Genomic DNA, 22,978 nt, shown 5'->3' with positions numbered 1-22,978 from the left:
GCGGTTAGCCGGATCAGGCCTGCTTGCGGATCAGCTTGAAGGTCGACGCCTGCGCCACCGGGCGGATCACGATCTGGTCGAGGTTGACGTGGTGCGGGGCGCTCACGGCATAACGCACCACATCGGCCACATCCTCGGCGGTCAGCGGCTTCTCCACGCCCTGGTACACCTTGCTGGCCGCCTGCGCATCACCGAGCCGGTTAAGGGCAAACTCCTCGGTCTGGACCAGGCCGGGCGCGATCTCGATGACCCGGACATTGTGCTCGGCTTCTTCCAGCCGCAGCGCCCCGGTCAGGGCGTGCTGGGCGAACTTGGCGGCGTTGTAGCCGCCCCCGCCCTCGTACGCATCGAGCCCGGCCGTGGAGGTGAGGTTCAGGACGGTGCCTTCGCCGTTCTCGCGCAGCATCGGCAGGAAGGCGCGCGTGACCTTCATGGTGCCCAGGACGTTGACGCGGTACATCCACTCCCAGTCCTCGGTCACGGCCTGGCCCACGCGGTCAGCCCCGCGGGCACCGCCGGCGATGTTGACCAGCGTGTCGATCCCGCCGGCGGACGTCACCTCGGCCAGCAGGCGGGCCACATCGCCGTCCTCGGCGATATCCGCGGCCAGGGCGACGGCGCCCGTCTCGGCCTGCAGCGCATCCAGCCGTTCCTGGCGGCGGGCGACGGCGAAGACGCGCCAACCGTCGGCGCGGAGCGCGCGCACAGTGGCCTCGCCAATGCCGGAACTGGCGCCTGTAACCAGGGCTGCTTTGTTGGTGGACACGTCAGAACTTGCGGAAACGTCAGTCATGGCACCACCCTAACGGGCTGCCAGGAACTCCAGCAGCACCCTGGCGTGGTTCACCTCCGGATCCCGGGCCGCGTACAGCAGCGTCACCTTCCCGTGCTTCGCCGCCAACTCCAGGAGCTGACCGACGGCAGGGTTGCCGGCCAGTTCGTCCTCGTACCGGGCCCGGAAGGCCTCGAACCTCTCCTGCATGTGGGCGAATTCCTGCCGCAGCGGCGGCGAGGGGGCAATGTCCTTCAGCCACAGCTCCAGGCGGGCCCGGTCCTTGCTGACCCCGCGCGGCCAGAGCCTGTCCACCAAAACCCGGCAGCCGTCGTCGTCCGCGGGTTCCTCATAAATGCGTTTGATCGCAAAGGAAGCGTCTGCTTTGGTCATAGGCGGCATGCTACTCCCGGCGGCCGGGCGGGCAGCATGGGCAGGAAACAAATGTCCGGCATGAAACAATTGGGCCATGGCTGAATCAACGCAGGGTACAGACACGCCCGCCACCACCCCCATCAACGTTCCCGACAAGCCGGCCCTGGAAGGTCTGGAGGCTGCCCTTACGCAGCGCTGGCTCGAGGAAGGAACCTACCGGTTCGACCCCAACACCGCCCGGGAGCAGGTCTACTCGATCGACACTCCCCCGCCCACCGCTTCGGGTTCCCTCCACGTGGGCCACATGTTCTCCTTCACGCAGACCGACGTGCAGGCCCGTTACATGCGCATGACCGGCAAGAACGTCTTCTACCCCATGGGCTGGGACGACAACGGCCTCCCCACCGAGCGCCGCGTCCAGAACTACTACGGTGTCCGCTGCGATCCCGCCATCCCGTACAACCCGGATTACCAGCCGCCGGCACAGCCGGCGAAGAACCAGCGGGACTTCGACGTCGTCTCCCGCCAGAACTTCATCGAACTCTGCGAGGAGCTCGCGGTCGAGGACGAAAAGGTCTTCGAGAACCTGTTCCAGACCCTTGGCCTGTCCGTGGACTGGAACCTCACTTACCGCACCATCGATGACACGTCCCGCGCGGTCTCCCAGCGCGCGTTCCTCGCCAACCTGGCTGCCGGTGATGCCTACATGGCCGAGGCCCCCACGCTGTGGGACGTCACGTTCCGCACCGCCGTGGCCCAGGCAGAGCTCGAGGACCGCGAAGTGCCGGGCGCCTACTACCGCTACCCGTTCTTCACGGCCGACGGCGAGAAGATCTTCATCGAGACGACCCGTCCGGAACTGCTGGCGGCCTGCGCCGCGCTGGTGGCAAACCCCGACGACGAACGGTACCAGCCGCTGTTCGGCAAGACTGTGAAGTCCCCCCTCTTCGACGTCGAGCTGGAGGTCAAGGCACACCCGCTGGCCAAGGCCGACAAGGGCTCCGGCATCGCCATGGTCTGCACCTTCGGTGACCTGACCGACGTGACCTGGTGGCGCGAACTGCAGCTCCCGACCCGCGCGATCGTGGGCCGCGACGGCCGCATCCTCGCCGACACCCCGGACTGGATCACCACAGAGGCCGGCCGTGAGGCCTACGCCGCCATCGCCGGCAAGACGGTCTTCTCCGCCAAGGAGGCCGTGGTGGAGCTGCTCACGCAGGCAGACCTGCTCGACGGCGAGCCCAAGAAGATCACCCACCCGGTGAACTTCTTCGAAAAGGGCGACAAGCCCCTCGAGGTGGTCACCTCCCGCCAGTGGTACATCCGCAACGGCGGCCGCGACGAGGACCGCCGCGAACGCCTGATTGGCCGAGGCCACGAGATCGATTTCCACCCGTCCTTCATGCGCTCCCGGTACGAGAACTGGATTGCGGGCCTGAACGGTGACTGGCTGGTTTCCCGCCAGCGGTTCTTCGGAGTCCCGATCCCCGTCTGGTACCCGCTGGACGCCCAGGGCAACCCCGACTACGACTCCCCCATCCTGCCGTCCGACGAGCAGCTGCCCGTTGACCCGGCAGCGGACGCCGCTCCCGGGTACGACGAATCCCAGCGCGAGCAGCCCAACGGCTTCACCGGCGACGCCGACGTGCTGGACACCTGGGCCACGTCATCCCTGACCCCGCAGATCGTGGGCGGCTGGAGCCGGGACGAGGACCTGTTCGGCAAGGTCTTCCCGTTCGACCTGCGTCCCCAGGGCCACGACATCATCCGGACCTGGCTGTTCTCCTCCGTCGTCCGCGCCGACGCCCTGCAGGGCGTCGCGCCGTGGAAGCACGCGGCCATCTCCGGCTGGATCCTGGATCCGGACCGCAAGAAGATGTCCAAGTCCAAGGGCAACGTGGTGGTGCCGACGGATGTCCTGAACGAATACGGCTCCGACGCTGTCCGGTATTGGGCTGCCTCGGCACGCCTAGGCGCGGACACGGCCTACGAGATCGCGCAGATGAAGATCGGCCGGCGCCTGGCCATCAAGCTTCTGAATGCCTCGAAATTCGTCCTGAACCTGGGCGCCACGGAGAACTCGGTGGTCTCCACGGACCTGTCCGTCCTGACGAACCCCCTGGACCGTGCCCTGCTGGCCCAGCTGTCCGACGTCGTGGCCCAGGCCACGAAGGCGTTCGACAACTACGACTACGCCCGTGCACTGCAGATCAGCGAATCGTTCTTCTGGCAGTTCACGGACGATTATGTCGAGCTGATCAAGGACCGCGCCTACGGTGCCGCCGGCGAGACCGAGCAGGCTTCCGTGCTGGCGGCCCTGGCTACAACGCTGGACTCGCTGCTGCGCCTCTTCGCGCCGTTCCTGCCCTTCGCCACCGAAGAGGTGTGGAGCTGGTGGCGCGCCGGTTCCGTGCACCGCGCCGCGTGGCCCGCTCCGCTGGAGATCGCCGACGGCGACACCGCCATGCTGGGCACCGTTGGCCTTGCGCTCAGCGGCATCCGGAAGGCCAAGTCCGAGGCCAAGGTCAAGCAGCGCACCGAGGTGCTGTCGGCAACGATCACGGCCCCGGAGGCGCTTGTGGCGCAGCTCCAGGCAGGACTCGGGGATCTGAAGGCTGCGGCCAACGCGCAGGAGATCTCGCTCAACACGGGCGAGGGCGAGCTCACGGTCAGCGATGTGGAGCTGGCCCCGGCCGAGGAGCCGGCGCAGGCCTGACAGAAAAATAAGCCCGGACCAAGTCCGGGCAGCCCGGATGTTTTTGGGCAAAGGGGAAGCCCCATCAGCGTTTTGCCGTTGGTGGGGCTTCGACTTTTCGGCTGTCTGGTGACATCTTTGACAGTCTGGCAAGATCCTTAGAATTTCAGGTCTTCCTACCTTGTCACTGGTAGCCTGCTTCTAACTTTGCCAAAGGCTGCGTTGGAAGCATGTCACTGAATCTTTGGTTCTTGCGTCCCGCTTCTCTCGAAGTGGGTAAGAACTATCCTCGTCCTCCTGATCCGAATGCGCAAGAGCCCCGGCAGAACTACTCTGGTGTAGTTCTGCCGGGGCTCTAACATGGCCCGACGGCGGGCGCCGGCTCAGTCGAAGGCAGGGCTTTCGGTGCGGCTGCGCTTGATCTCGAAGAAGTGCGGGTAGGCAGCGAGGGTCACCGCTGCGTCCCAGATCTTCCCGGCTTCCTCGCCCCGCGGGATGCGGGTGAGGACGGGTCCGAAGAAGGCGGTGCCGTTGAAGGCGACCACGGGGGTTCCAACATCCTGGCCCACCAGCGAGATTCCCTTTTCGTGGCTGGCGCGCAGCTGCTGGTCGTACTCGTCGGAGTCGGCGACGGCTGCCAGCTCGGCGGGGAGGCCGACCTCGGCCAGTGCCTTGCTGATGACGATCGAGAAGTCCTGCTGGCCGCCGTCGTGGATCTGCGATCCCATGGCGTCATACAGCTGCTTGACCACGTGGTCGCCGTGCTGCTCCTGCGCGGCGATGATGACCCGCACCGGCCCCCACGCCTTGTCCATGGCCTCCCGGTACTTGGGGTCGAGGTCGCGGCCTTCGTTCAGCACGGACAGGCTCATCACGTGCCATTCCGTCTTGATGTCGCGGACCTCTTCCACTTCACCGATCCAGCGGGAGGTGATCCAGGCGAACGGGCAAAGGGGGTCGAACCAGAAGTCGGCCTTGTTGGCGGCGTTCTCAGACACAGCAAATCTCCTCAAGGAAGTCATTGGGGTGTGGCGTGCCGCATGGCAATACCCGGTCGGCACGCTTAAGGGACAGCGACGGGCCGGGTGAATTTATTCCGGCGGGGCGGATGTTTATTTCCGCTACGCGGACTTGTTGCGGCGCTTCGCCACGACGTCGTGCGTGATCATGGTGGGCTGTGCCTTCTTGGCCACCACGTCGGCGGTGATGACCACGCTGGCGATGTCGTCCCTGCTGGGCAGGTCGAACATGACCGGCAGGAGGACTTCCTCCATGATGGCGCGCAGTCCGCGGGCTCCGGTGCCCCGCTCCAGGGCCTGGTCGGCAATCATGTCCAGGGCGGCGTCGTCGAACACCAGCTCCACGCCGTCCAGCTGGAACATCTTCTGGTACTGCTTGACCAGGGCGTTCTTGGGCGTGGACAGGATCTGGATCAGGGCGGGACGGTCAAGGTTGGACACCGTGGTGATGACCGGCAGGCGGCCGATGAACTCCGGAATCAGGCCGAACTTCAGCAGGTCTTCCGGCATCACTTCGCCGTAGGAATCGGTGTTCTTGACCTCGTTCAGCGGTGCGCCGAAACCGATGCCCTTGCGTCCGGACCGGGAGCCGATGATGTCCTCAAGGCCGGCGAACGCGCCGGCAACGATGAAGAGGACGTTGGTGGTGTCGATCTGGATGAATTCCTGGTGCGGGTGCTTGCGGCCGCCCTGCGGGGGAACCGAGGCAACAGTTCCCTCAAGGATCTTCAGCAAGGCCTGCTGCACGCCCTCGCCCGAAACGTCGCGGGTGATCGAGGGGTTCTCGCTCTTGCGCGAGATTTTGTCGATCTCGTCAATGTAGATGATGCCCTGTTCGGCCTTCTTGACGTCGTAGTCGGCGGCCTGGATGAGCTTGAGGAGGATGTTCTCCACGTCTTCGCCCACGTAGCCGGCTTCGGTCAGGGCTGTGGCATCGGCAACGGCAAACGGGACGTTCAGCCGGCGCGCCAGGGTTTGCGCAAGGTAGGTCTTGCCGCAGCCCGTGGGGCCAATCAGGAGAATGTTGGATTTGGCGATTTCCACGTCGTCATGGTGGACGCCGTCGGCGAGCGTGCCGCTCTTGGGTGAGTGGCCGGCCTGGATCCGCTTGTAGTGGTTATAAACCGCGACGGCCAGGGAACGCTTGGCCGGTTCCTGGCCGATGACATATTCCTGCAGGAAGTCAAAGATCTCGCGGGGCTTGGGCAGTTCGAAGCTGCCCAGGTCGGCGACTTCTGCGAGTTCTTCCTCAATGATCTCGTTGCAGAGCTCAATGCACTCGTCGCAGATGTAGACGCCGGGCCCGGCAATGAGCTTGCGCACCTGCTTCTGGCTCTTGCCGCAGAAAGAGCACTTGAGCAGATCCGCGCTCTCGCCAATCCGAGCCATATGTGAACCCCTTAGAATCTTGCCGCAAGGGCAGCTTTGCACCGGTCGCTGACAGTCACCGCCGGAAACCGGCAATGACTACATCCACTCTAGGTCACATTCGGCCCGAGGGGTGGAAACCCGGCGCCGGTGCGGTTCAAAAATCTCAACCGCACCGGCGTCCGTTACTGCTGTTTACCCGGCAGGTACCTGTCGTTACCTGACGAGCGCCTGCGGCTTGATCTTGCGGGAATCGAGGACCTGGTCGATCAGGCCGTAGCTCTGTGCCTCGGCAGCGGTGAGGATCTTGTCCCGCTCGATGTCGTTGTTGACCTGTTCCGGCGTGCGGCCGGAGTGCTTGGCCAGGGTCTCTTCCAGCCAGGTCCGCATGCGCATGACCTCGGCCGCCTGGATCTCGAGGTCGGACGCCTGTCCGCCCTGGCCGCCGGACAGCGCCGGCTGGTGGATCAGGACACGGGCGTTGGGCAGGGCGAGCCGCTTGCCCGGCGTGCCCGCGGCCAGCAGCACGGCGGCGGCACTTGCCGCCTGGCCCAGGCACACGGTCTGGATCTCGGGGCGGATGTACTGCATGGTGTCGTAGATCGCGGTCATGGCGGTGAAGGAGCCGCCTGGCGAGTTGATGTAGATGGTGATGTCGCGGTCCGGGTCCGTGGACTCCAGCACCAGCAGCTGCGCCATGATGTCGTCGGCAGAGGCGTCGTCCACCTGCACCCCGAGGAAGATGATGCGGTCCTCAAAGAGCTTGGTGTAGGGGTCCTGGCGCTTGAAGCCGTAAGGTGTCCGCTCCTCGAACTGCGGCAGCACGTAGCGGCTTGTCGGCAGGTTACCGGCAGACGATCCGAAATTGTAGTTCATGTTCATTGCTCCTGGATTCTGTCGTGATGCCGGTTAGCTCTGGCCGTTGGATGAAGCGTTCTGGGTTCCGCCGCCGCCGGCGACAGATCCTGCGTGCGCGGAGATCTTATCGAAGAAGCCGTATTCCAGCGCTTCGGTGGCGGTGAACCACTTGTCCCGGTCGTTGTCCTTGAGGATGGTTTCCACCGTCTGGCCGGTCTGGTCCGCGGTCAGTTCAGCCATGACCTTCTTCATGTGGAGGATCAGCTCGGCCTGGATCTTGATGTCAGACGCCGTTCCGCCGATGCCGCCTGAGGGCTGGTGCATCAGGATGCGGGCGTTCGGGGTGGCGTACCGCTTGCCCTTGGTGCCGGAGGACAGCAGGAACTGTCCCATGGAGGCCGCCAGGCCGGTGGCGACGGTCACGACATCGTTGGGGATGAACTGCATGGTGTCGTAGATGGCCATGCCGGCCGTCACCGAGCCGCCGGGCGAATTGATGTAGAGGTAGATGTCCTTGTTGGGGTCCTCGGCGGACAGCAACAGCAGCTGCGAGCAGATCGCGTTCGCGTTCTCGTCGCGGACCTCGGAGCCAAGCCAAATGATGCGCTCTTTCAGCAGGCGGTTGTAGATGTAGTTGTCCTGGGCTGCAGGATCGACGGTTGCCATGCGGGGGGCCGCTGCTTGCTGTGACATTTGTACTTACCTCTCGCTGGTGACGGTGACGTTACTGTTCGACATCACTGAACTTCACTACTTGGACACTAACCGCTTTCGGAGTGGAATTGTTCGCCGGAATCGCACTGTTCGCTGACGGCGCACGATTGCCCGCAGCAGCCGCACAATGCCGTTAACGCGCCAGCCCCCGGATCCGAGGACCCGGGGGCTGGCACACTGCTGCACGCGGCTGCTAGAACTTCACAGCTGCTAGAACTTCACAGCCGCGGGATCGTCGTTCGCGACGGTCTCGCCGGCTGCCTCGTCAGCTTCGGTAACTTCTTCGGCGTCGACGGCCGGGGCCTCTTCGCCGGCGGGGCGAACGAAGTCGGTCAGGTCGACCTTGTTGCCCTCGGAGTCGGTGACCTCGGCCTGGCCCAGGACGACGGCCAGCGCCTTGCGGCGGCGGACCTCGGAAACCATCATGGGAACCTGGCCGCTCTGGTCGATGATCTGGGCGAACTGGTTCGGGTCCATGCCGTACTGGCTGGCAGTGGTGACGATGTAGTCGATCAGCTCGTTCTGGCTGACGCCCACTTCTTCCTTCTCGGCGATGGCATCGAGGATGATCTCGTTCTGGAAGGCGCGCTCGGTGTTGGCCTTGACCTCGGCGCGGTGCTCCTCGGTGTCGTGCTCGCCTTCACCGTGGGAGTTTTCGGCTTTGAAGTGCTGCTCAAGCTGCTCTTCGACGACGGATTCCGGAACCGGAACCTCAACCAGCTCAACGAGTTTGTCCAGGACCTTGTCGCGGGCTTCGACGCCCTGCTCCACGACCTTGGAGCTGGCAGCCTGCTTGGCGAGGTCCTCGCGCAGTTCGGCGAGGGTGTCGAACTCGGAGGCCAGCTGGGCGAAGTCGTCGTTCGCCTCGGGCAGCTCGCGCTCCTTGACGGACTTGACAACAACCTTGACCTGCGCGGCTTCGCCGGCGTGGTCGCCGCCCACGAGGGTGGTGTCGAAGATGGCGTCCTCGTCAGCGCTGAGGCCGGTGACAGCCTCGTCCATGCCCTCGAGCATGGTGCCGGCGCCAACCTGGTAGGACAGGCCGGAAGCGGAGTCCACCTCGGCGCCGTCGATGCTGGCCGTGATGTCGATGGTCAGGAAGTCGCCGTCAGCGGCGGGGCGCTCAACGGTCTTCAGCGTGCCGAAGCGGCCACGCAGCTCGTCCAGGGCCTTGTCGACGTCGGCGTCGGAGGACTCGGCGGCGGCAACCTCGACCTTGATGCCGGAGTAGTCGGGCAGTTCGATCTCCGGGCGGACGTCAACCTCGGCCTGGAACTTCAGCTCACCCTCGGTGGCGGAAGGATCCGGAACCTCGGTGATCTCAACCTCGGGGCGGCTCAGGGGACGGATACCGGATTCCTGGACAGCAGCCTGGTACCAGCCGTTGAGGCCCTCATTGATGGCGGTCTCCAAGACGTAGCCGCGGCCGACGCGCTGGTCGATCAGCTTGGCGGGAACCTTGCCCTTACGGAAGCCAGGAACCTGGATCTGCGAAGCAACAGTCTTGTATGCCTCGTCGATGCTGGGCTTCAATTCCTCAAAGGGGACCTCAACATTGAGCTTGACCCGCGTGGGGGTGAGGTTCTCGACAGCGCTCTTCACGGTCTAAGTACTCCTGGTTTTGTTGGATGGGCTCTGCAACGCGTTGTTGTGACCAGGCCTGGGCCCGGGCCGCAGAGTCGGGGTGACAGGATTTGAACCTGCGACTTCCTGCTCCCAAAGCAGGCGCTCTAGCCAAGCTGAGCTACACCCCGTAATGCACAGGACAGTCTACGTTCATACCTGCCGGGTTTGCACATTTGACACTGGGGGCATGAATTAGGTTTAGTTATATCCGGCTTGAACAGCCGCCGAAGAAAAGCCCCAAGGCCAGTGCCGGAACAAGACCAGCGCCGGAACGCTTTCCTCGGGGACGTAGCTTAATGGTAAAGCCTCAGTCTTCCAAACTGATTACGCGGGTTCGATTCCCGTCGTCCCCTCCAGAAACAAAGAGGCCCCTCGATGAGGGGCCTCTTTTGTTATACCCCTCCCATGACACAGCGCCTGTTCAGGACAAACCCCGCCTAGGCGTGTCCCCCGATGTCCACTTGGCCGAGGGTCAGGCGGGCTTCAGCCTGCAAAAACTGTCCGATCCGTTCCGCCTGCTGGGCCAGCTCTCCCAGCTGGGTTGTACCGGCCGGCTGGAACAGCTCGGCGGTGATCTCCAGTTTCCTTCCGGAGCGGCGGTGGTGCCAGAGTCCGCGGACGACGCCGTCGACAAGTATGACGGGATAGTTACCTGCCTGCCCCCGGGAGAGGGCGCGGGTACGTGCCACATCCGGGAACAGAAGTTCCCTGGGCTGGCCGGCCACAACGTAGGAGTCGAAGTAGGGCAGCAGCCTGACTCCCGCTGGTTCAGCAGAGATGGCCCCGGCGTCATCCCGCAGCACCCAGGCGGGCATCCCTTCCACCGCTACTTCCGCAAACTCTCCGCGGTGGTGGTCAAAGAGCCGGGCTGCCCACTCCCCCGGAACCGACAGCCAGCGCGCGAAATGGGCCGGCGTGGCGGGGCCATAGGCCCGCAGGTAGGCCCGGACGAGCCAGCCGAGCGCGGACGCGGCCTCAGCCGGCCGGAACCCGGGAAGCAGCTGCGCCGGGCTGCGGTACGTCGCTGCCCGCCCCCTGCCGGTGCCAAAGCAGAGCGCCCCGCGGAAGCCCGCGGTCCCCATCGCCGCCCGCCATCGTGGCCACATTGTCTGGAAAGCGGGCATCACAGGGTTTGCCGCCCACGCTCCCGTTCTGGCGACGATGGCGTCGTTGAGTTCGTCGACTGTCAGTTCGTCCGCCCGCAGTGCGTCTGCAATGGCGTCCACGATCTGATCCGTCTGGCCGGGTGTCAGGAACTGACCCAACGAGGTGTGGGAAGGAATGGCTCCCAGCGCTCCGGTCCAAAGGGACAGATCGGCAGCGGGCAGCAGATGCACGGTTCCCCGGGGCCCGAAGGTCCTGACCACGGTTCCGTCTTCCCATAGCGCTTTGTGTACGTCGGCCCGGGATATCCCGTCGCCGCGCATCCCCACAGAGAGTTCGGCGGCCGGCATCACCTGGGCGTGCGCGCCGCACATTGCCCGCACGATGTCAGCCGGAGAGTCTGCCGGAGAGGGAGCCGCAAGCCCCTGGCGCTCAAGGCGCCTGGCGCACACCTGCGCCCACGAATACCCGCGCACCGGCCTGTTAGTCATCGCCCGCCCCCGTCGAAGGTCAGCTCACTCCGGCTGCTGGCAGGACGGGCACCAGTACAGCTTGCGGGCCGCGTGTTCGGACAGGGCAACCGCGGTGCCGCAGACCCGGCACGGCTGGCCATGCCGGCGGTAGACAAAGTGCGCCTCCTCCCCCGGCGGAAGCTGGTCGCTTCGGGTCCAGAAGCCGGCGGTGGTGGTGATGATCCGCCCGTCGCGGACGCCGTCGGACATCACCGCGGCCGTGTCGTCCCAGAGGAGGCCGGCGGCGTCCTCAGTGAGCGCGCGGCCGGGAAGCAGGGGGTCGATCCTGCCCCGGAACAGCACCTCGGCCCGGTACACGTTCCCGACGCCGGCAATCACCTTCTGGTCCATCAGCAGCGTGGCCACCGGGGTCCGCTTGGTCAGGATGCGCCGGATGAAGTCGTCCCTGCTGCTGCCGGAGTTGTGGAGCGGATCCGGGCCAAGCCTGTCCAGCACGGCGGCCGCCTCAGCCTCGGTGATGGCCGCGCACGTGGTGGCGCCGCGCAGGTCGGCCCAGCCGTGGGCACTTGCCAGCCTGACCCGCACGGCGCCCACCGGCGCCGGCGGACCCGCATACCCGGCCGGCAGAGGATCGCCGGCGCTGCCGGCCACTTCCCGCTCCCCCACCCTGCGCGGCGCGCCGATGCTGGAGGCGCCGCGGAACTGGCTGTCCCCGCCGAAATCCCAGGCGCCGTAGAGGCCCAGGTGGACGTGCAGCACCAGCCCGTGCTCGAAGTGCAGGAACAGGTGCTTGCCGTGCGCGGACGCGTGCACCATGCTCTTCCCGTCCAGCAGGGCGGCGCCGGCGGCAAAGCGGCCCTGCGGGCTGCTGACGGCCAGCCGCTCGCCGGCGAAGACGTCACCGAACTGGCGGGCAAGCCGGTGGATCGAGTGGCCTTCCGGCACTATTCGACGATCTCGCCGGTGGTTTCGTAAGTGGCGATCTTGCCGATGCGGCGCACGTGCCGCTCATCGTTGCTGAAGGGTTCCTGCAGGAAGGCTTCGATCAGCGCCGTGGCTTCCTCGACGCTGTGCTGGCGCCCCCCGACGGCCACGACGTTGGCATCGTTGTGCTCGCGGGCCAGCGTGGCGGTGGCGTGGTTCCAGGCGAGGGCGGCGCGGACACCCTTGACCTTGTTGGCGGCGATCTGCTCACCGTTGCCGGATCCGCCCAGCACGATACCAAGCGCGTGGACGCCGGCTTCCTGGTCCGCCACCACTGCGAGGGCCGCGTTGATGCAGAACGACGGGTAGTCGTCCAGGGCGTCGTATTCCTTGGGGCCGTGATCGACCACCTCGTAGCCGTTCGCCGTCAGGTGCTTAACCAGGTGGGCGCTCAGCTCCATGCCGGCGTGGTCGGTGGCGATGTGGACCCGCGGAAAGGCAGGGTTTGTTGTCACGGTAGCTTCCGTTCAGTCGTCAGCACCGGGGCGCGGCCGGGCTGGTACAGGTCAAATCAACAGATCCAAGAGTACTCGGTGTGATTCCCGCGGCGGGTTGCGGGCCGCGCAGTTACGCGGCAGTTACGCCTGGGCGTCGCCCTAGGCTGGCGGGCGGGTCTCGGGCGGGCGCCCGTCGCGGCGCGCCCTCGCTGCCACACGGGTCAGGACCTCGGCGAGAAGGGCGGCGGAGTCGGGGTTTTTGCCGCTTACGGCGAGCCGGTGGCCGTCGGTCTTCCGGACGACGACGGCGGGGCCGCTGCTGACCAGGACGGCTGCGGTTCCGTCGTGGTGGCGGTAGCCCCAGCCGCCGTAATCGGCGGCACGGACGTCGGCGGGATCCGCTGCTGAAATGGCGGCGGCGGGGACATCAACCACACGCAGGATGCCGGCGAGGAAAACGCGAAGGCCGCTGCGGTCAGCGGTAACCCGGGCGAAAAGGAACGCGGCACCCACCAGTGCGGCGGCCACCAGCAGGGCCCCCAGCCACGGCACGGCAATGGCGATCAGCGAAGCGGGAAACAGGCTGGCGATGGCGATCATGACGAAGACGGAGCTGCGCGCATGCACCCAGAACCGCACGGAGTCCTTGGCCAGCTCGGGGTCGAGTTCCTGCTCCAGCGCCCGCTGCAGGGCGCGGTCATCCTCCGGTGTCCACTGGTGGTCCGCCTTGAAGACGAATCCGATGATGACACCCAGCGACAGCGCGGCACCGCTGCCCATGGCGAGGACAATCATGTCGACACTGGATTCCCGTGCATCAGCCACCCCGGCCTGGCCCACGAGGGCGGCGGCCAGCACGGTGGTGACAAACAGGCTCACCGTCAACCCTGCACCCATCATGATCCGGCGCATCACTGTTGGCCGCGAAAGCGGCACGGACTGCAGCAGGGCCAGCCAGCCAATGATGACAATCAGGGCCGCCCCGCCGCCCACAAAGGCGGGGAACGGCGCGAAGGCGGTACCGCCGTCGTTGTCCCACATGACCGCGACGGGTTCCGGCAGATCCGGGCGCAACAGCACGGCACTGACGGCGAAGCCCGCGGCGAGCAACACTGGGAAGCCGATCGCGAACCGCAGCGCCTTGGTGTCCACAGCATCGAGGATCTTTCCCATGCCTTAACGCTACCCCTGCGGCTGCCGGCTGAAGAGTGCCGCCAGGGACGTGAGCTGCGCAACTTGCCAAGGCGCGCCGGAATGAAACAATGGCTTCACAGTGATGCAACGCATGCGGGAACACCGTGCGCGCAGCCGGCGGACCGGGCCAGTCCGGCCACCACAACCTCTGGAGGCACCCACCTTGCCAGGCATGAACCTGACCCGCGCCGAAGCACGCGAGCGCGCCGCCCTGATCGCCGTCGACTCCTACGATGTCAGCCTGGACCTGACCAGGGGCGAGACGGTCTTCGGTTCCACCACCACTGTCAGGTTCACGGCGGCGCCGGGATCGTCGTCGTTCATTGACGCCGTGACGGACGCTGTCCACAGCGTGACGCTGAACGGCCGCGTCCTGGACCCCGCCGAGGTGTCGGACGGCATCCGGATCCAGCTGCCGGACCTGGCCGCGGAGAACGAGCTGACCGTGGTGGCGGACGCCCCCTACATGAACACCGGCGAAGGCCTGCACCGCTTCGTGGACCCTGTGGACGGCGAGGTGTACCTGTACACCCAGTTCGAGGTGCCGGATTCGCGCCGCATGTTCGCCGTCTTTGAACAGCCCGACCTCAAGGCCACCTTCCGGTTCCGCGTCACCGCGCCCTCGCACTGGGACGTCGTCTCCAACTCCCCGACGCCGGAGCCCGTGCCGGCTTCCCCGGCGGAAGACGGCGGCGCCCGCTCGGTCTGGGACTTTCCGCCCACCCAGCGCCTGTCCTCGTACGTCACCGCACTGATCGCCGGACCGTACCAGTCGGTGCGCAGCGACGTCACCAGTTCGGATGGCCGCGTCGTGCCGCTGGGCGTCTTCGCCCGCAAATCCCTCATGCAGTACCTGGACGCGGACAACATCTTTGAGCTCACCCGGCAGGGGTTCGAGTTCTTCGAGGCCGAGTTCGGCTGCCCGTACCCGTTTGAGAAGTACGACCAGCTGTTTGTGCCCGAGTTCAACGCCGGCGCCATGGAAAACGCCGGCGCGGTCACCATCCTCGAGGGCTACGTCTTCCGCGGCAAGGTCCCGGAGGCACAGGTGGAGCGCCGTGCCATCACCGTGCTGCACGAACTGGCCCACATGTGGTTCGGGGACCTCGTGACCATGCGCTGGTGGAACGACCTCTGGCTCAACGAGTCCTTCGCTGAATACATGTCGCACCTGGCGGCGGTGGAGAACACGAAGTTCCAGAGCGCCTGGACCACCTTCGCCTCGGTCGAAAAGTCGTGGGCCTACCGGCAGGACCAGCTGCCCACCACCCACCCGATCTTCGCCGAGATCAACGACCTGCATGACGTCGAGGTGAACTTCGACGGCATCACCTATGCCAAGGGCGCCTCCGTGCTGCGGCAGCTGGTGGCCTGGGTGGGGCCGGACAAGTTCATGGCGGGCGTGCGTGAATACTTTGCCAAGCACTCCTGGCGGAACACCGAGCTCGGTGACCTGATGGTTGAACTGGAGAAGGCCAGCGGACGTGACCTGGACCGGTGGGGCCGCCTCTGGCTGGAAACGGCCGGGGTGAACTCGCTCAAGCCGGAGCTGGCCGTGGACGCGGACGGCACCATCTCGTCCTTCGCCATCCTGCAGTCCGCCGCGGCCGCGCAGCCCACCATCCGCCCGCACCGCCTGGCGGTGGGGTTCTACGACCTCACCGCGGAGGGCACGCTTGAGCGCGTGCACCGTGAGGAACTGGACGTCGACGGCGAACGCACCGAGGTGCCGGAACTGGCCGGGCTCCAGCGGCCGGACCTGATCCTGCTCAATGACGACGACCTCGCCTACGCCAAGGTGCGCCTGGATGAGCAGTCACTGGCCACGGCCACCCGGCACCTGAAGGACTTCCGTGAAAGCCTGCCGCGGACTTTGGTGTGGGGCTCGGCCTGGGACGCTGCCAGGGACGGCGAGAGCCCTGCACGCGGCTACGTTGAGCTGATCCTGGCCAACATCGCCTCCGAGTCTGATTCCTCGGTGATCCTGGTGCAGCTGCGGCAGCTGGCCACCACGCTCACGTTCTACGTGGCCGAGGAACACCGTGAAGCCACCACCGTGGCCGCCGTCGACCGCCTCTGGGAACTCGCCTCGGACGTGCCGGGAGGCTCGGACGCCCAGCTGCAGTTCATCAAGTCGTTCGCGCTCCTGGCCCGCAGCGGACAGCAGCTCGACCGGGTCGCCGGCCTGCTGGACGGCTCGGTCGCCCTGGCCGGGCTCGATGTGGACCAGGACCTGCGCTGGGAGCTCGTGGCTTCGCTCGTTGCCGGCGGCAGGCTCGGCCAGGCAGATATCGACGCGGAACTCGAGCGGGACAACACCTCCAGCGGCCAGAACGCCGCCGCCCTGGCGAAGGCTGCCATCCCCACACCGGAGGCCAAGGCTGAGGCCTGGGAGTCGATCGTCGTCAAGGGCGAGCTCTCCAACGCCATCCAGGCTTCCGCCGTCGCCGGCTTCACACGGGTCCTGGACACCGAGCTGCTGGAGCCGTACGCGGAGAAGTACTTCCAGGCCGTGCCCGGCATCGTCACCGAACGGACATTTGCCCTGGCCCAGCAGATCGTCGTCGGGCTGTACCCTGCGCAGCTCACGAGCCAGGCCATCGTGGACCGGACCGACGAGTTCCTGGCGTCGCTGCCGGAGGAGAGTGCAGCGCTGCGCCGGATGATGCTGGAAAACCGCGACGGCGTGGCCCGGGCGCTCCGGGCCCGCGCGGCTGATGTCTAGGCCGGATCCGTGGCGCTCAACGAACACCACTATTCGCTGACAGTCCGCTGGACCGGCAACCTCGGAAGCGGCACGTCGTCCTACCGGGAGTACTCGCGGGACCACGACATCGAGATCCCGGGGCTGCCGGTGCTGCAGGGCTCGGCCGACCCCACGTTCCACGGCGACCGCTCCCGGTACAACCCCGAGCAGCTGCTGCTCACGGCACTGGCGCAGTGCCACATGCTCTCCTTCCTGCACGTCGCGGTGAAGCATGGTGTGGTGGTTCTCTCCTACGAGGACAACGCCACGGGCATGATGCGCCTGAACCGGGACGGCAGCGGCCAGTTCGAAACCGTGACCCTGCGCCCGCAGGTGACGGTTGCGGATCCCGCGCACGTCGCGCTGGCGGAGCAGCTGCACCATGAGGCGCACCAGGTGTGCTTCATTGCCCGCAGCGTAAATTTCCCGGTGCTGCACGTTCCTGTTACCACAGCCGGAAGTCCATAGCCAGCCGCAGACCCCGCTAGGCTTAAAAGCGACCAAAGGGCGGCCGGTCTCCCCGGCAAGGGCGGAGACCGGCCGCCGCCGGACAGCAGCTAGGAGCCTTCCTGCAGATGTACAGCATGTTCACAACGCCCTCGGCCTCACTGGAGCCCACAGGACTTGACCTCGTCGGCGTGGCCATCAGCCTCGGCGCAGGCATTATCCTGTGGCTGATCGCGAGTTTCCTGATCGCCAGGATCACCAAACGCGTGGCGGCCGGCACGTCGCTGTTCAAGAAGCCGCATTTCCGCTGGGTGGCGCCGGCGCTGCGCGCCCTGGACCACGAGCGGCGCGTGCAGCGGGCCCACACGATCGGCTCGCTCCTGAAGAGCGGCATCGGCGTGATCATTGCCGTCATCACCAGCATCTACATCCTGAAAAACCTCGACGTCGATGTGGCGCCGCTGCTGACCAGCGTGGGAATCCTCGGTATCGCCATCGGTTTTGGTGCCCAGCAGCTGATCAGGGACTTCCTGGCCGGCATCTTCATCACCATCGAGGACCAGTACGGCATTGGCGACATCATCGAGACCAGTGAGGTGGTGGGCGTGGTGGAGTCGATCGGACTGCGGATCACGCGAGTGCGCGACGAGAACGGTGCCATCTGGTACCTCCGCAACGGCGAAATCCTCCGTGTGGGCAACCGCTCACAGGGAAACTACGTCCCGCCGGCCGAGCCTGGAGAGTCCGCCGACGAAGCCGAGCACGCACCCCAGCAGAAGGCCGGAGAATAGCCATGACCATGCCATCCCTTCCCACCCCGCCGGAGCGCGGCGCCCGCAAGCCGCTGATGCGCAATGACCCGTTCAGCCAGCCGGGCTACACCGACAACTTCTATGACGCGGTGGGCGGCCACGAGACGTTCGTGAAGCTCATTGATGTCTTTTACGACGGCGTGGCCACGGATCCGCTGCTGCGCCCCATGTATCCGGAGGAGGATTTGGGACCGGCCAAGCGGCGGTTCCTGATGTTCCTCGAGCAGTACTGGGGCGGCCCCACCACCTACGGCGAGGAACGCGGCCACCCCCGGCTGCGGATGCGCCACATGCCGTTCCGGGTGACGCCCGAGGCCAAGGACCGGTGGCTGCACCACATGCGGACAGCTGTCGATTCGCTGGGCCTGCCGCCGCTCTACGAGGGAACGCTGTGGGATTACATGGAGCGGGCTGCCCTCTCCATGGTGAACAGCCCGACAGGCGCCAACTGAAACAGGCGCTGACTAGAGCAGGCCTGCGCCGGTCCGGGCCAGCACGTGCCCGCGGCTGCCGCTGAGCCGGAACCAGCGTCCGGCGCGGTAGAGCTGCTGTTCGCCCTCACCAGGTTCGTTTCCGCCCAGGAAGCCCAGGGCGAGGGCGGCGAACGCCGCTCCTGCCGGCACCCCGTGCCGCCCCTCCAGTTCGCGCCCCCAGACGGCGGCGCGGGCATTGTTCACGATCGCCGCGCCCGGCTTGTCCGGAACGATCCCGGCCACTTCGGCAATGCCTGCTTCGGCGGCCTGACGCAGTTCGGCGTCAGGGACGGAGTCCACCAGTTCCCAGCCGCTGCGCGGCGCGCCCACCCCGGCCCATGATTCGGTGACGGTCGACGGCGGGACCGGCAGTTCGGCGTCGTTCTCCCCTGCCCGGGCCAGCCGGTCAAGGACAGCGGCGAGCGGAACCGTGACGTCGACGGCGGACGGCTCCGCCAGGCCCATGGTCCGCAGGCCGAGGATGGTGGGCGTTGATTCCCCCAGGATCCGGGGCCGGAGGACGCAAACGTAGGCAGCCAGGACCGTTCCGGCCGCCTGCAGGCGGATGGCGCCGTCATCGATGGCTTTGGCGCGCGTGACGAAGGTCCTGAGATCGGCGAGGTCGCGGGGGTCGGCGAAGCTGAAAGACTGGGTAAGGAGATCAGACACGTTAAGAACACTACCGGCTGAGGCCCGGTTGAGCGGTGCCGGGGTGCCGTCTAGAGTCAAACCATGACTGAAGCGGACGCCGGATTGCAGGCCTTGCCCACGAATGACCCCACCACTTCCCTCCTCGACCTGCTGGACCTCGGCGAGCTGGAAGGCGCCCGCACCGACGAGGACATCTTCATGGGCCCGTCGCAGCGCCAGCCGCACCAGCGGGTTTTCGGCGGCCAGGTCCTGGCCCAGTCCCTGATTGCGGGCATGCGCACGGTGGATGAGGAGCGCGCGGTCCATTCCATGCACGGCTACTTCCTCCGGCCCGGCGACGCGAACAAGCCCATTACCTTCGGTGTCCAGCGCCTGCGGGACGGCCGTTCGTTCTCCGCACGGCGCGTGCATGCCTACCAGGACGGCACGCCGATTCTGTCCATGATCGCCTCGTTCCAGGCCGGCGACGACGGCATTGAGCACCAGTCCGAGATGCCTGCCGGCATCCCCGACCCGGAGATGCTGCCCAGCACCGCGGACCTGCTGGGCAAGTTCGACCATCCCGTCGCACGGCACTGGGCGTATGAGCGGCCGTTCGATATCCGCCACGTCGACCCCGCCCTGTACGTGGCGGCCCCGGGGAAGAAGGAAGCGCGCAACGCCGTGTGGATGAAGACCTTCAGCGCCATGCCGGACAACGCCAATACCCACCGCGCCGCCCTGGCCTATGCCAGCGACTACACTCTGCTCGAATCAATCCTCCGCAGGCACGGGCTGAGCTGGATCACGCCGGGCATGAGCGTGGCCAGCCTCGACCACGCCATGTGGTGGCACCGTCCGGTCCGCGTTGACGAGTGGCTCCTGTACGTGCAGGAATCACCCAGCGCCCAGGGAGCACGCGGCCTTGCCACCGGCAAGATCTTCAACCGGGAGGGCCTGCACGTCGCGTCCGTGGCCCAGGAGGGCATGGTCCGGGTCCCGACGGACATCAAAAGCAAGGTAGCGGGCGCCGTGCAGTCCAAGATCCTGCAGCACCAGATGCGCAAGGCCTGAGCTGGCACCAAAAAGGGCCGGACCCGAAAAGGGCCGGGCCCGGGCTGAACAGTTGAACTGTCCAGCCCGGGCCCGGCCCTTTGCATACCTGCGCCTGGTGTGCCGCTGCCTGGTTAGTCGCGCGTCAGGCGGCGGTGCGTCACGCGGTGCGGTTTGGCGGCGTCGGGGCCGAGGCGCTGCACCTTGTTCTCCTCGTAGGATTCGAAGTTGCCTTCAAACCAGTACCACTTCGAGGGGTTTTCCTCGTCACCCTCGTAGGCAAGGATGTGGGTGGCCACGCGGTCCAGGAACCAGCGGTCGTGGGAAACCACGACGGCGCAGCCCGGGAACTCCAGCAGCGCGTTTTCCAGGCTGCTGAGGGTTTCGACGTCGAGGTCGTTGGTCGGTTCGTCGAGCAGCAGCAGGTTGCCGCCCTGCTTGAGGGTCAGCGCCAGGTTGAGGCGGTTGCGCTCACCACCGGAAAGCACGCCGGCCTTCTTCTGCTGGTCCGGTCCCTTGAAGCCGAACGCCGCGACGTAGGCGCGGGACGGCATTTCAACGTTGCCCACCTGGATGTGGTCGAGACCGTCGGACACGACCTCCCAGAGGGTCTTGTTGGGGTCGATGCCCCCGCGGCTCTGGTCCGCGTAGGAGATTTTGACCGAGTCGCCGATCTTCAGCTCGCCGCCGTCGAGGGGCTCGAGGCCCACGATGGTCTTGAACAGCGTGGACTTGCCCACACCGTTGGGACCGATGACGCCGACGATGCCGTTGCGCGGCAGCGAGAAGGACAGGCCGTCGATCAGGGTGCGGTCGTCGAAGCCCTTCTGCAGGTTCTTGGCTTCAAGGACCAGTCCGCCGAGGCGCGGTCCCGGCGGGATCTGGATCTCTTCGAAGTCCAGCTTCCGGGTGCGGTCTGCCTCGGCTGCCATTTCCTCGTAGCGCGCAAGACGTGCCTTGGACTTGGTCTGCCGGCCCTTGGCGTTGGAGCGGACCCACTCGAGTTCCTCGGCGAGCCGCTTGGCCTGCTTGGCGTCCTTCTTGCCCTGGATTTCGAGGCGGGCGCGCTTCTTCTCCAGGTAGGTGGAGTAGTTGCCCTCATAGGGGTACAGGTGGCCGCGGTCGACCTCGGCGATCCATTCCGCGACGTGGTCCAGGAAGTACCGGTCGTGGGTGACGGCGAGGACTGCGCCCTCATACTTGGAGAGGTGCTGTTCCAGCCACAGCACGCTCTCGGCGTCGAGGTGGTTGGTGGGCTCGTCAAGCAGCAGGAGGTCCGGCTTCTGCAGGAGCAGCTTGCAGAGCGCCACGCGGCGGCGCTCACCGCCGGAGAGCAGGGTGACATCCGCGTCGGCCGGCGGGCAGCGGAGGGCGTCCATGGCCTGCTCGAGCTGGGAGTCCAGGTCCCAGGCGTCGGCGGAGTCGATGGCTTCCTGCAGGTGGCCCATCTCCTCGAGGAGTGCGTCGTAGTCCGCGTCCGGGCTGGCCATCTCCTCTGAGATCTGGTTGAAGCGCTGGATCTTGCCGTAGATCTCGCCCACGCCTTCCTGGACGTTGCCCAGGACGGTCTTCTCCTCGTTCAGTGGCGGTTCCTGCAGCAGGATGCCCACGGTGTAGCCAGGGCTCAGCCGGGCCTCACCGTTTGAGGGGGTGTCCAGGCCGGCCATGATTTTCAGGATGGTGGACTTACCGGCACCGTTGGGGCCAACAACACCGATCTTGGCGCCCGGGAAGAAGGACATGCTTACGTCGTCGAGAATAAGTTTTTCGCCAACAGCCTTTCGGGCCTTGGTCATTGTGTAGATAAATTCCGCCATGGTTCCAAATCTAGTGGGTTGGCGGGCATATCTCACATTCGCGTCAGGCCTGACATGAGCCTCACGCCGGCATGCAGGTCAGGCCGGGGCGCCCACGAAGCACTTACCGTTGGACAGGGCCGGCAGCACGGTCACCGTCACCTTCCCTTCCCGGATCTGCCCCACCACGCATTCCTTCCCCTGGACTGCCGCCGCTTCCATGGAATCCACCTCAAGGCCTGTGGGGGTACGTCCCGCCGACACCTCCAGGTTTTTTGCCGGAACACCTGCCGCCGTGAGCGCAGAGGTGATGTCCGCCGTGGCCGGTTTCGCATTGGCTTTGACAACGTTTCCGAGGACCTCCGCCATGGTCCGCTCCAGGGCCGCGGTTGCTGCCTCCGACGCGGAGGCCTTGGGGGCGGACGCGGATGCCGACGATTGTGCCGGGACTGGGGCTGCCTCTCCCCCCGCTGCCTGTCCTTCCGCCTGCGTGGGGGCCGGCTGGCTTACCGCCGCCTGATCCGCGGGTGCCGTGCAGGCGGCGAGCGCCGACAGCAGTACAACCGAGACTGCAAGCCGGCCGGCACCACGGCGAGCGTGTCCCCGGGTATCACTGGCGTTGCTGCGGAGTGCATTGTTCCCCGGAAGTCTCGTCGCTTGAATCACGCAGCCATTCTGCCATGCGGCACCGCCAGGGGGTGCGGTGCCGCACGCCTCCGGCGTTCAGGCAGCAGCTCCGCTAAGTTCGCCCGTGTCGGGATCGAGCTGCAGTTCGTCGCCGTTGTCGTCCAGGAAGATGCCGGCCGCGTCCTCATCCCGCTCCTCTCCCTCCTCGCGGTCATCGTCGGGCCCGTCCCCGCCCACCCCTGAGAAGGGATTTCCGCTATTCGCCGGCCCGAATTCATCGGCGGACTGCGGGTTGGAGTTGCGAAGGTAGTTGGCGGTCCCCCATCGGAGGTCGTGGCCCACGGCGTCTGCGTCGATGTCGGCCTGATGATGGGTGCGGCCGTCTTTCTCCCAGCTGCGCAATTTCAGCTTGCCGACGACGATGACCTTCTGGCCCTTCTTGATGCTGCAGCCCATATTCCCGGCCAGCTGGCGATACCCCTGGACAGTGAACCAACTCATGTTGGATTCCACCCAGGCGCCGGCAGCCTTGTCGAACCGCCGTTCGGGGCAACCGAGCCGGAATGAGGCGGTGGGAACGCCTCCGGGAGTTGTGGAACTCTTGATTTCCGTGGCCACGAAGCCGCGGAGCGTAATGGTGTCAGTCATCTTGCTGTCCTGTCTCGAAGTGTCGTGCCCTAGCAGGCAGTTCAAGCATCAGTCGGCAGCGGGCTGGCAGGGAGTGCCGAAGTTCCGTATGTGGAAAACCGCAGCTGCCGCAAGATACGCCACGGTG

Annotated in this window: 21 protein-coding genes and 2 tRNA genes; 7 read left to right on the top strand and 16 right to left on the bottom strand. The window is 66.1% G+C overall.

All coding sequences use genetic code 11. The features are described 5' to 3' along the window. Positions 1-13 precede the first annotated feature (13 nt). Both BWQ92_RS19880 and BWQ92_RS19875 read right to left on the bottom strand, forming a co-directional pair. A complete protein-coding gene (locus tag BWQ92_RS19880; RefSeq protein WP_076802534.1) occupies positions 14-793 on the bottom strand; it encodes an SDR family oxidoreductase in 780 nt (259 codons plus the stop codon). Positions 794-802: 9 nt separating this feature from the next. Next, a complete protein-coding gene (locus tag BWQ92_RS19875) occupies positions 803-1,165 on the bottom strand; it encodes a DUF488 domain-containing protein (protein ID WP_076802532.1) in 363 nt (120 codons plus the stop codon). 76 nt (positions 1,166-1,241) lie between these two features. On the opposite strand from BWQ92_RS19875, the gene valS reads away from it, so the two are divergent. Next, complete coding sequence (gene valS, locus BWQ92_RS19870) at positions 1,242-3,863, top strand: valine--tRNA ligase (RefSeq protein WP_076802529.1); 2,622 nt, start codon at positions 1,242-1,244, stop codon at positions 3,861-3,863. Positions 3,864-4,225: 362 nt separating this feature from the next. Here the strand turns inward: valS and BWQ92_RS19865 are convergent, their stop codons facing one another. From BWQ92_RS19865 to BWQ92_RS19840, 6 genes are all read right to left on the bottom strand, one after another. Next, positions 4,226-4,864 carry a mycothiol-dependent nitroreductase Rv2466c family protein gene (locus BWQ92_RS19865; RefSeq protein ID WP_076802526.1) on the bottom strand — a complete coding sequence of 213 codons (639 nt, stop codon included), beginning with the start codon at positions 4,862-4,864 and terminating at the stop codon, positions 4,226-4,228. Positions 4,865-4,963: 99 nt separating this feature from the next. After that, positions 4,964-6,250: an ATP-dependent Clp protease ATP-binding subunit ClpX gene (clpX, locus tag BWQ92_RS19860; RefSeq protein ID WP_076802524.1), complete on the bottom strand. Its 1,287-nt coding sequence runs from the start codon at positions 6,248-6,250 to the stop codon at positions 4,964-4,966. A 195-nt stretch (positions 6,251-6,445) separates the two neighbouring features. Continuing rightward, complete coding sequence (locus tag BWQ92_RS19855) at positions 6,446-7,105, bottom strand: ATP-dependent Clp protease proteolytic subunit (protein ID WP_076803851.1); 660 nt, start codon at positions 7,103-7,105, stop codon at positions 6,446-6,448. 33 nt (positions 7,106-7,138) lie between these two features. After that, positions 7,139-7,753: an ATP-dependent Clp protease proteolytic subunit gene (locus BWQ92_RS19850; RefSeq protein WP_003803391.1), complete on the bottom strand. Its 615-nt coding sequence runs from the start codon at positions 7,751-7,753 to the stop codon at positions 7,139-7,141. A gap of 258 nt (positions 7,754-8,011) precedes the next feature. Further along, positions 8,012-9,403 (bottom strand): trigger factor, encoded by a 1,392-nt coding sequence (tig, locus tag BWQ92_RS19845; protein WP_076802521.1) that lies wholly within the window; start codon positions 9,401-9,403, stop codon positions 8,012-8,014. Between the two features lie 77 nt (positions 9,404-9,480). Continuing rightward, positions 9,481-9,555 (bottom strand) — tRNA-Pro (locus tag BWQ92_RS19840). A 154-nt stretch (positions 9,556-9,709) separates the two neighbouring features. Between BWQ92_RS19840 and BWQ92_RS19835 the strand changes: the two genes are divergently transcribed. Beyond that, positions 9,710-9,783: transfer RNA gene (locus tag BWQ92_RS19835), tRNA-Gly, on the top strand. An 81-nt stretch (positions 9,784-9,864) separates the two neighbouring features. Here BWQ92_RS19835 and BWQ92_RS19830 read toward each other — a convergent pair. The 4 genes from BWQ92_RS19830 to BWQ92_RS19815 form a co-directional block, all read right to left on the bottom strand. Next, positions 9,865-11,022: a winged helix DNA-binding domain-containing protein gene (locus BWQ92_RS19830; protein ID WP_076802519.1), complete on the bottom strand. Its 1,158-nt coding sequence runs from the start codon at positions 11,020-11,022 to the stop codon at positions 9,865-9,867. 24 nt (positions 11,023-11,046) lie between these two features. Next, on the bottom strand, positions 11,047-11,949 hold the full coding sequence (locus BWQ92_RS19825) for an Fpg/Nei family DNA glycosylase (protein ID WP_076802517.1): 903 nt from the start codon (positions 11,947-11,949) through the stop codon (positions 11,047-11,049). Continuing rightward, on the bottom strand, positions 11,949-12,443 hold the full coding sequence (locus tag BWQ92_RS19820; protein ID WP_076802514.1) for a ribose-5-phosphate isomerase: 495 nt from the start codon (positions 12,441-12,443) through the stop codon (positions 11,949-11,951). Before BWQ92_RS19820 ends, BWQ92_RS19825 begins: the two co-directional genes overlap by 1 nt. Positions 12,444-12,584: 141 nt before the next feature. After that, positions 12,585-13,598, bottom strand: coding sequence for a hypothetical protein (locus BWQ92_RS19815; protein WP_076802512.1), 1,014 nt, complete (start codon positions 13,596-13,598; stop codon positions 12,585-12,587). Between the two features lie 193 nt (positions 13,599-13,791). Here BWQ92_RS19815 and pepN point away from each other — a divergent pair, with 193 nt between their 5' ends. From pepN to BWQ92_RS19795, 4 genes are all read left to right on the top strand, one after another. Beyond that, positions 13,792-16,344 (top strand): aminopeptidase N, encoded by a 2,553-nt coding sequence (gene pepN, locus BWQ92_RS19810; RefSeq protein ID WP_076802510.1) that lies wholly within the window; start codon positions 13,792-13,794, stop codon positions 16,342-16,344. 9 nt (positions 16,345-16,353) lie between these two features. Then, a complete protein-coding gene (locus tag BWQ92_RS19805) occupies positions 16,354-16,833 on the top strand; it encodes an OsmC family protein (protein WP_076802507.1) in 480 nt (159 codons plus the stop codon). A gap of 107 nt (positions 16,834-16,940) precedes the next feature. After that, the gene (locus BWQ92_RS19800) at positions 16,941-17,603 is read left to right on the top strand and encodes a mechanosensitive ion channel family protein (protein WP_076802504.1); all 663 of its coding nucleotides are present in this window, start codon (positions 16,941-16,943) and stop codon (positions 17,601-17,603) included. 2 nt (positions 17,604-17,605) lie between these two features. Continuing rightward, positions 17,606-18,076, top strand: a complete 471-nt coding sequence (locus tag BWQ92_RS19795) for a globin (RefSeq protein ID WP_076802501.1) — start codon at positions 17,606-17,608, stop codon at positions 18,074-18,076. A gap of 12 nt (positions 18,077-18,088) precedes the next feature. Here the strand turns inward: BWQ92_RS19795 and BWQ92_RS19790 are convergent, their stop codons facing one another. Continuing rightward, positions 18,089-18,766 carry a hypothetical protein gene (locus tag BWQ92_RS19790; RefSeq protein ID WP_076802498.1) on the bottom strand — a complete coding sequence of 226 codons (678 nt, stop codon included), beginning with the start codon at positions 18,764-18,766 and terminating at the stop codon, positions 18,089-18,091. A 63-nt stretch (positions 18,767-18,829) separates the two neighbouring features. Between BWQ92_RS19790 and BWQ92_RS19785 the strand changes: the two genes are divergently transcribed. Beyond that, the gene (locus BWQ92_RS19785; protein ID WP_076802496.1) at positions 18,830-19,801 is read left to right on the top strand and encodes an acyl-CoA thioesterase; all 972 of its coding nucleotides are present in this window, start codon (positions 18,830-18,832) and stop codon (positions 19,799-19,801) included. Positions 19,802-19,914: 113 nt separating this feature from the next. On the opposite strand, the gene ettA is transcribed toward BWQ92_RS19785, so the two are convergent. From ettA to BWQ92_RS19770, 3 genes are all read right to left on the bottom strand, one after another. Continuing rightward, positions 19,915-21,597: an energy-dependent translational throttle protein EttA gene (gene ettA, locus BWQ92_RS19780; protein WP_076802493.1), complete on the bottom strand. Its 1,683-nt coding sequence runs from the start codon at positions 21,595-21,597 to the stop codon at positions 19,915-19,917. A gap of 78 nt (positions 21,598-21,675) precedes the next feature. Continuing rightward, complete coding sequence (locus tag BWQ92_RS24380; protein ID WP_236783010.1) at positions 21,676-22,242, bottom strand: DUF6993 domain-containing protein; 567 nt, start codon at positions 22,240-22,242, stop codon at positions 21,676-21,678. 57 nt (positions 22,243-22,299) lie between these two features. After that, the gene (locus tag BWQ92_RS19770) at positions 22,300-22,851 is read right to left on the bottom strand and encodes a single-stranded DNA-binding protein (protein ID WP_076802489.1); all 552 of its coding nucleotides are present in this window, start codon (positions 22,849-22,851) and stop codon (positions 22,300-22,302) included. Positions 22,852-22,978: the final 127 nt, after the last annotated feature.

It is taken from the genome of Arthrobacter sp. QXT-31 (genome assembly GCF_001969265.1).
In the GTDB taxonomy this organism is placed as follows: domain Bacteria; phylum Actinomycetota; class Actinomycetes; order Actinomycetales; family Micrococcaceae; genus Arthrobacter.
Note: the sequence above shows the minus strand (reverse complement) of the source record. Positions and strands in the feature narration are given on the sequence as shown.

Excerpts from the sequence above, each read along its gene's own strand:
- BWQ92_RS19795 (WP_076802501.1), top strand. The coding sequence starts at position 17,606 with ATGACCATGCCATCCCTTCCCACCCCGCCGGAGCGCGGCGCCCGCAAG.
- ettA (WP_076802493.1), bottom strand. The coding sequence starts at position 21,597 with ATGGCGGAATTTATCTACACAATGACCAAGGCCCGAAAGGCTGTTGGC.
- BWQ92_RS19785 (WP_076802496.1), top strand. The coding sequence starts at position 18,830 with ATGACTGAAGCGGACGCCGGATTGCAGGCCTTGCCCACGAATGACCCC.
- BWQ92_RS19830 (WP_076802519.1), bottom strand. The coding sequence starts at position 11,022 with ATGACTAACAGGCCGGTGCGCGGGTATTCGTGGGCGCAGGTGTGCGCC.
- BWQ92_RS19855 (WP_076803851.1), bottom strand. The coding sequence starts at position 7,105 with ATGAACTACAATTTCGGATCGTCTGCCGGTAACCTGCCGACAAGCCGC.
- BWQ92_RS19815 (WP_076802512.1), bottom strand. The coding sequence starts at position 13,598 with ATGGGAAAGATCCTCGATGCTGTGGACACCAAGGCGCTGCGGTTCGCG.
- valS (WP_076802529.1), top strand. The coding sequence starts at position 1,242 with ATGGCTGAATCAACGCAGGGTACAGACACGCCCGCCACCACCCCCATC.
- clpX (WP_076802524.1), bottom strand. The coding sequence starts at position 6,250 with ATGGCTCGGATTGGCGAGAGCGCGGATCTGCTCAAGTGCTCTTTCTGC.
- BWQ92_RS19800 (WP_076802504.1), top strand. The coding sequence starts at position 16,941 with ATGTACAGCATGTTCACAACGCCCTCGGCCTCACTGGAGCCCACAGGA.
- BWQ92_RS19850 (WP_003803391.1), bottom strand. The coding sequence starts at position 7,753 with ATGGCAACCGTCGATCCTGCAGCCCAGGACAACTACATCTACAACCGC.
- pepN (WP_076802510.1), top strand. The coding sequence starts at position 13,792 with ATGAACCTGACCCGCGCCGAAGCACGCGAGCGCGCCGCCCTGATCGCC.
- BWQ92_RS19880 (WP_076802534.1), bottom strand. The coding sequence starts at position 793 with ATGACTGACGTTTCCGCAAGTTCTGACGTGTCCACCAACAAAGCAGCC.
- BWQ92_RS19875 (WP_076802532.1), bottom strand. The coding sequence starts at position 1,165 with ATGACCAAAGCAGACGCTTCCTTTGCGATCAAACGCATTTATGAGGAA.
- BWQ92_RS19770 (WP_076802489.1), bottom strand. The coding sequence starts at position 22,851 with ATGACTGACACCATTACGCTCCGCGGCTTCGTGGCCACGGAAATCAAG.
- BWQ92_RS19865 (WP_076802526.1), bottom strand. The coding sequence starts at position 4,864 with ATGACTTCCTTGAGGAGATTTGCTGTGTCTGAGAACGCCGCCAACAAG.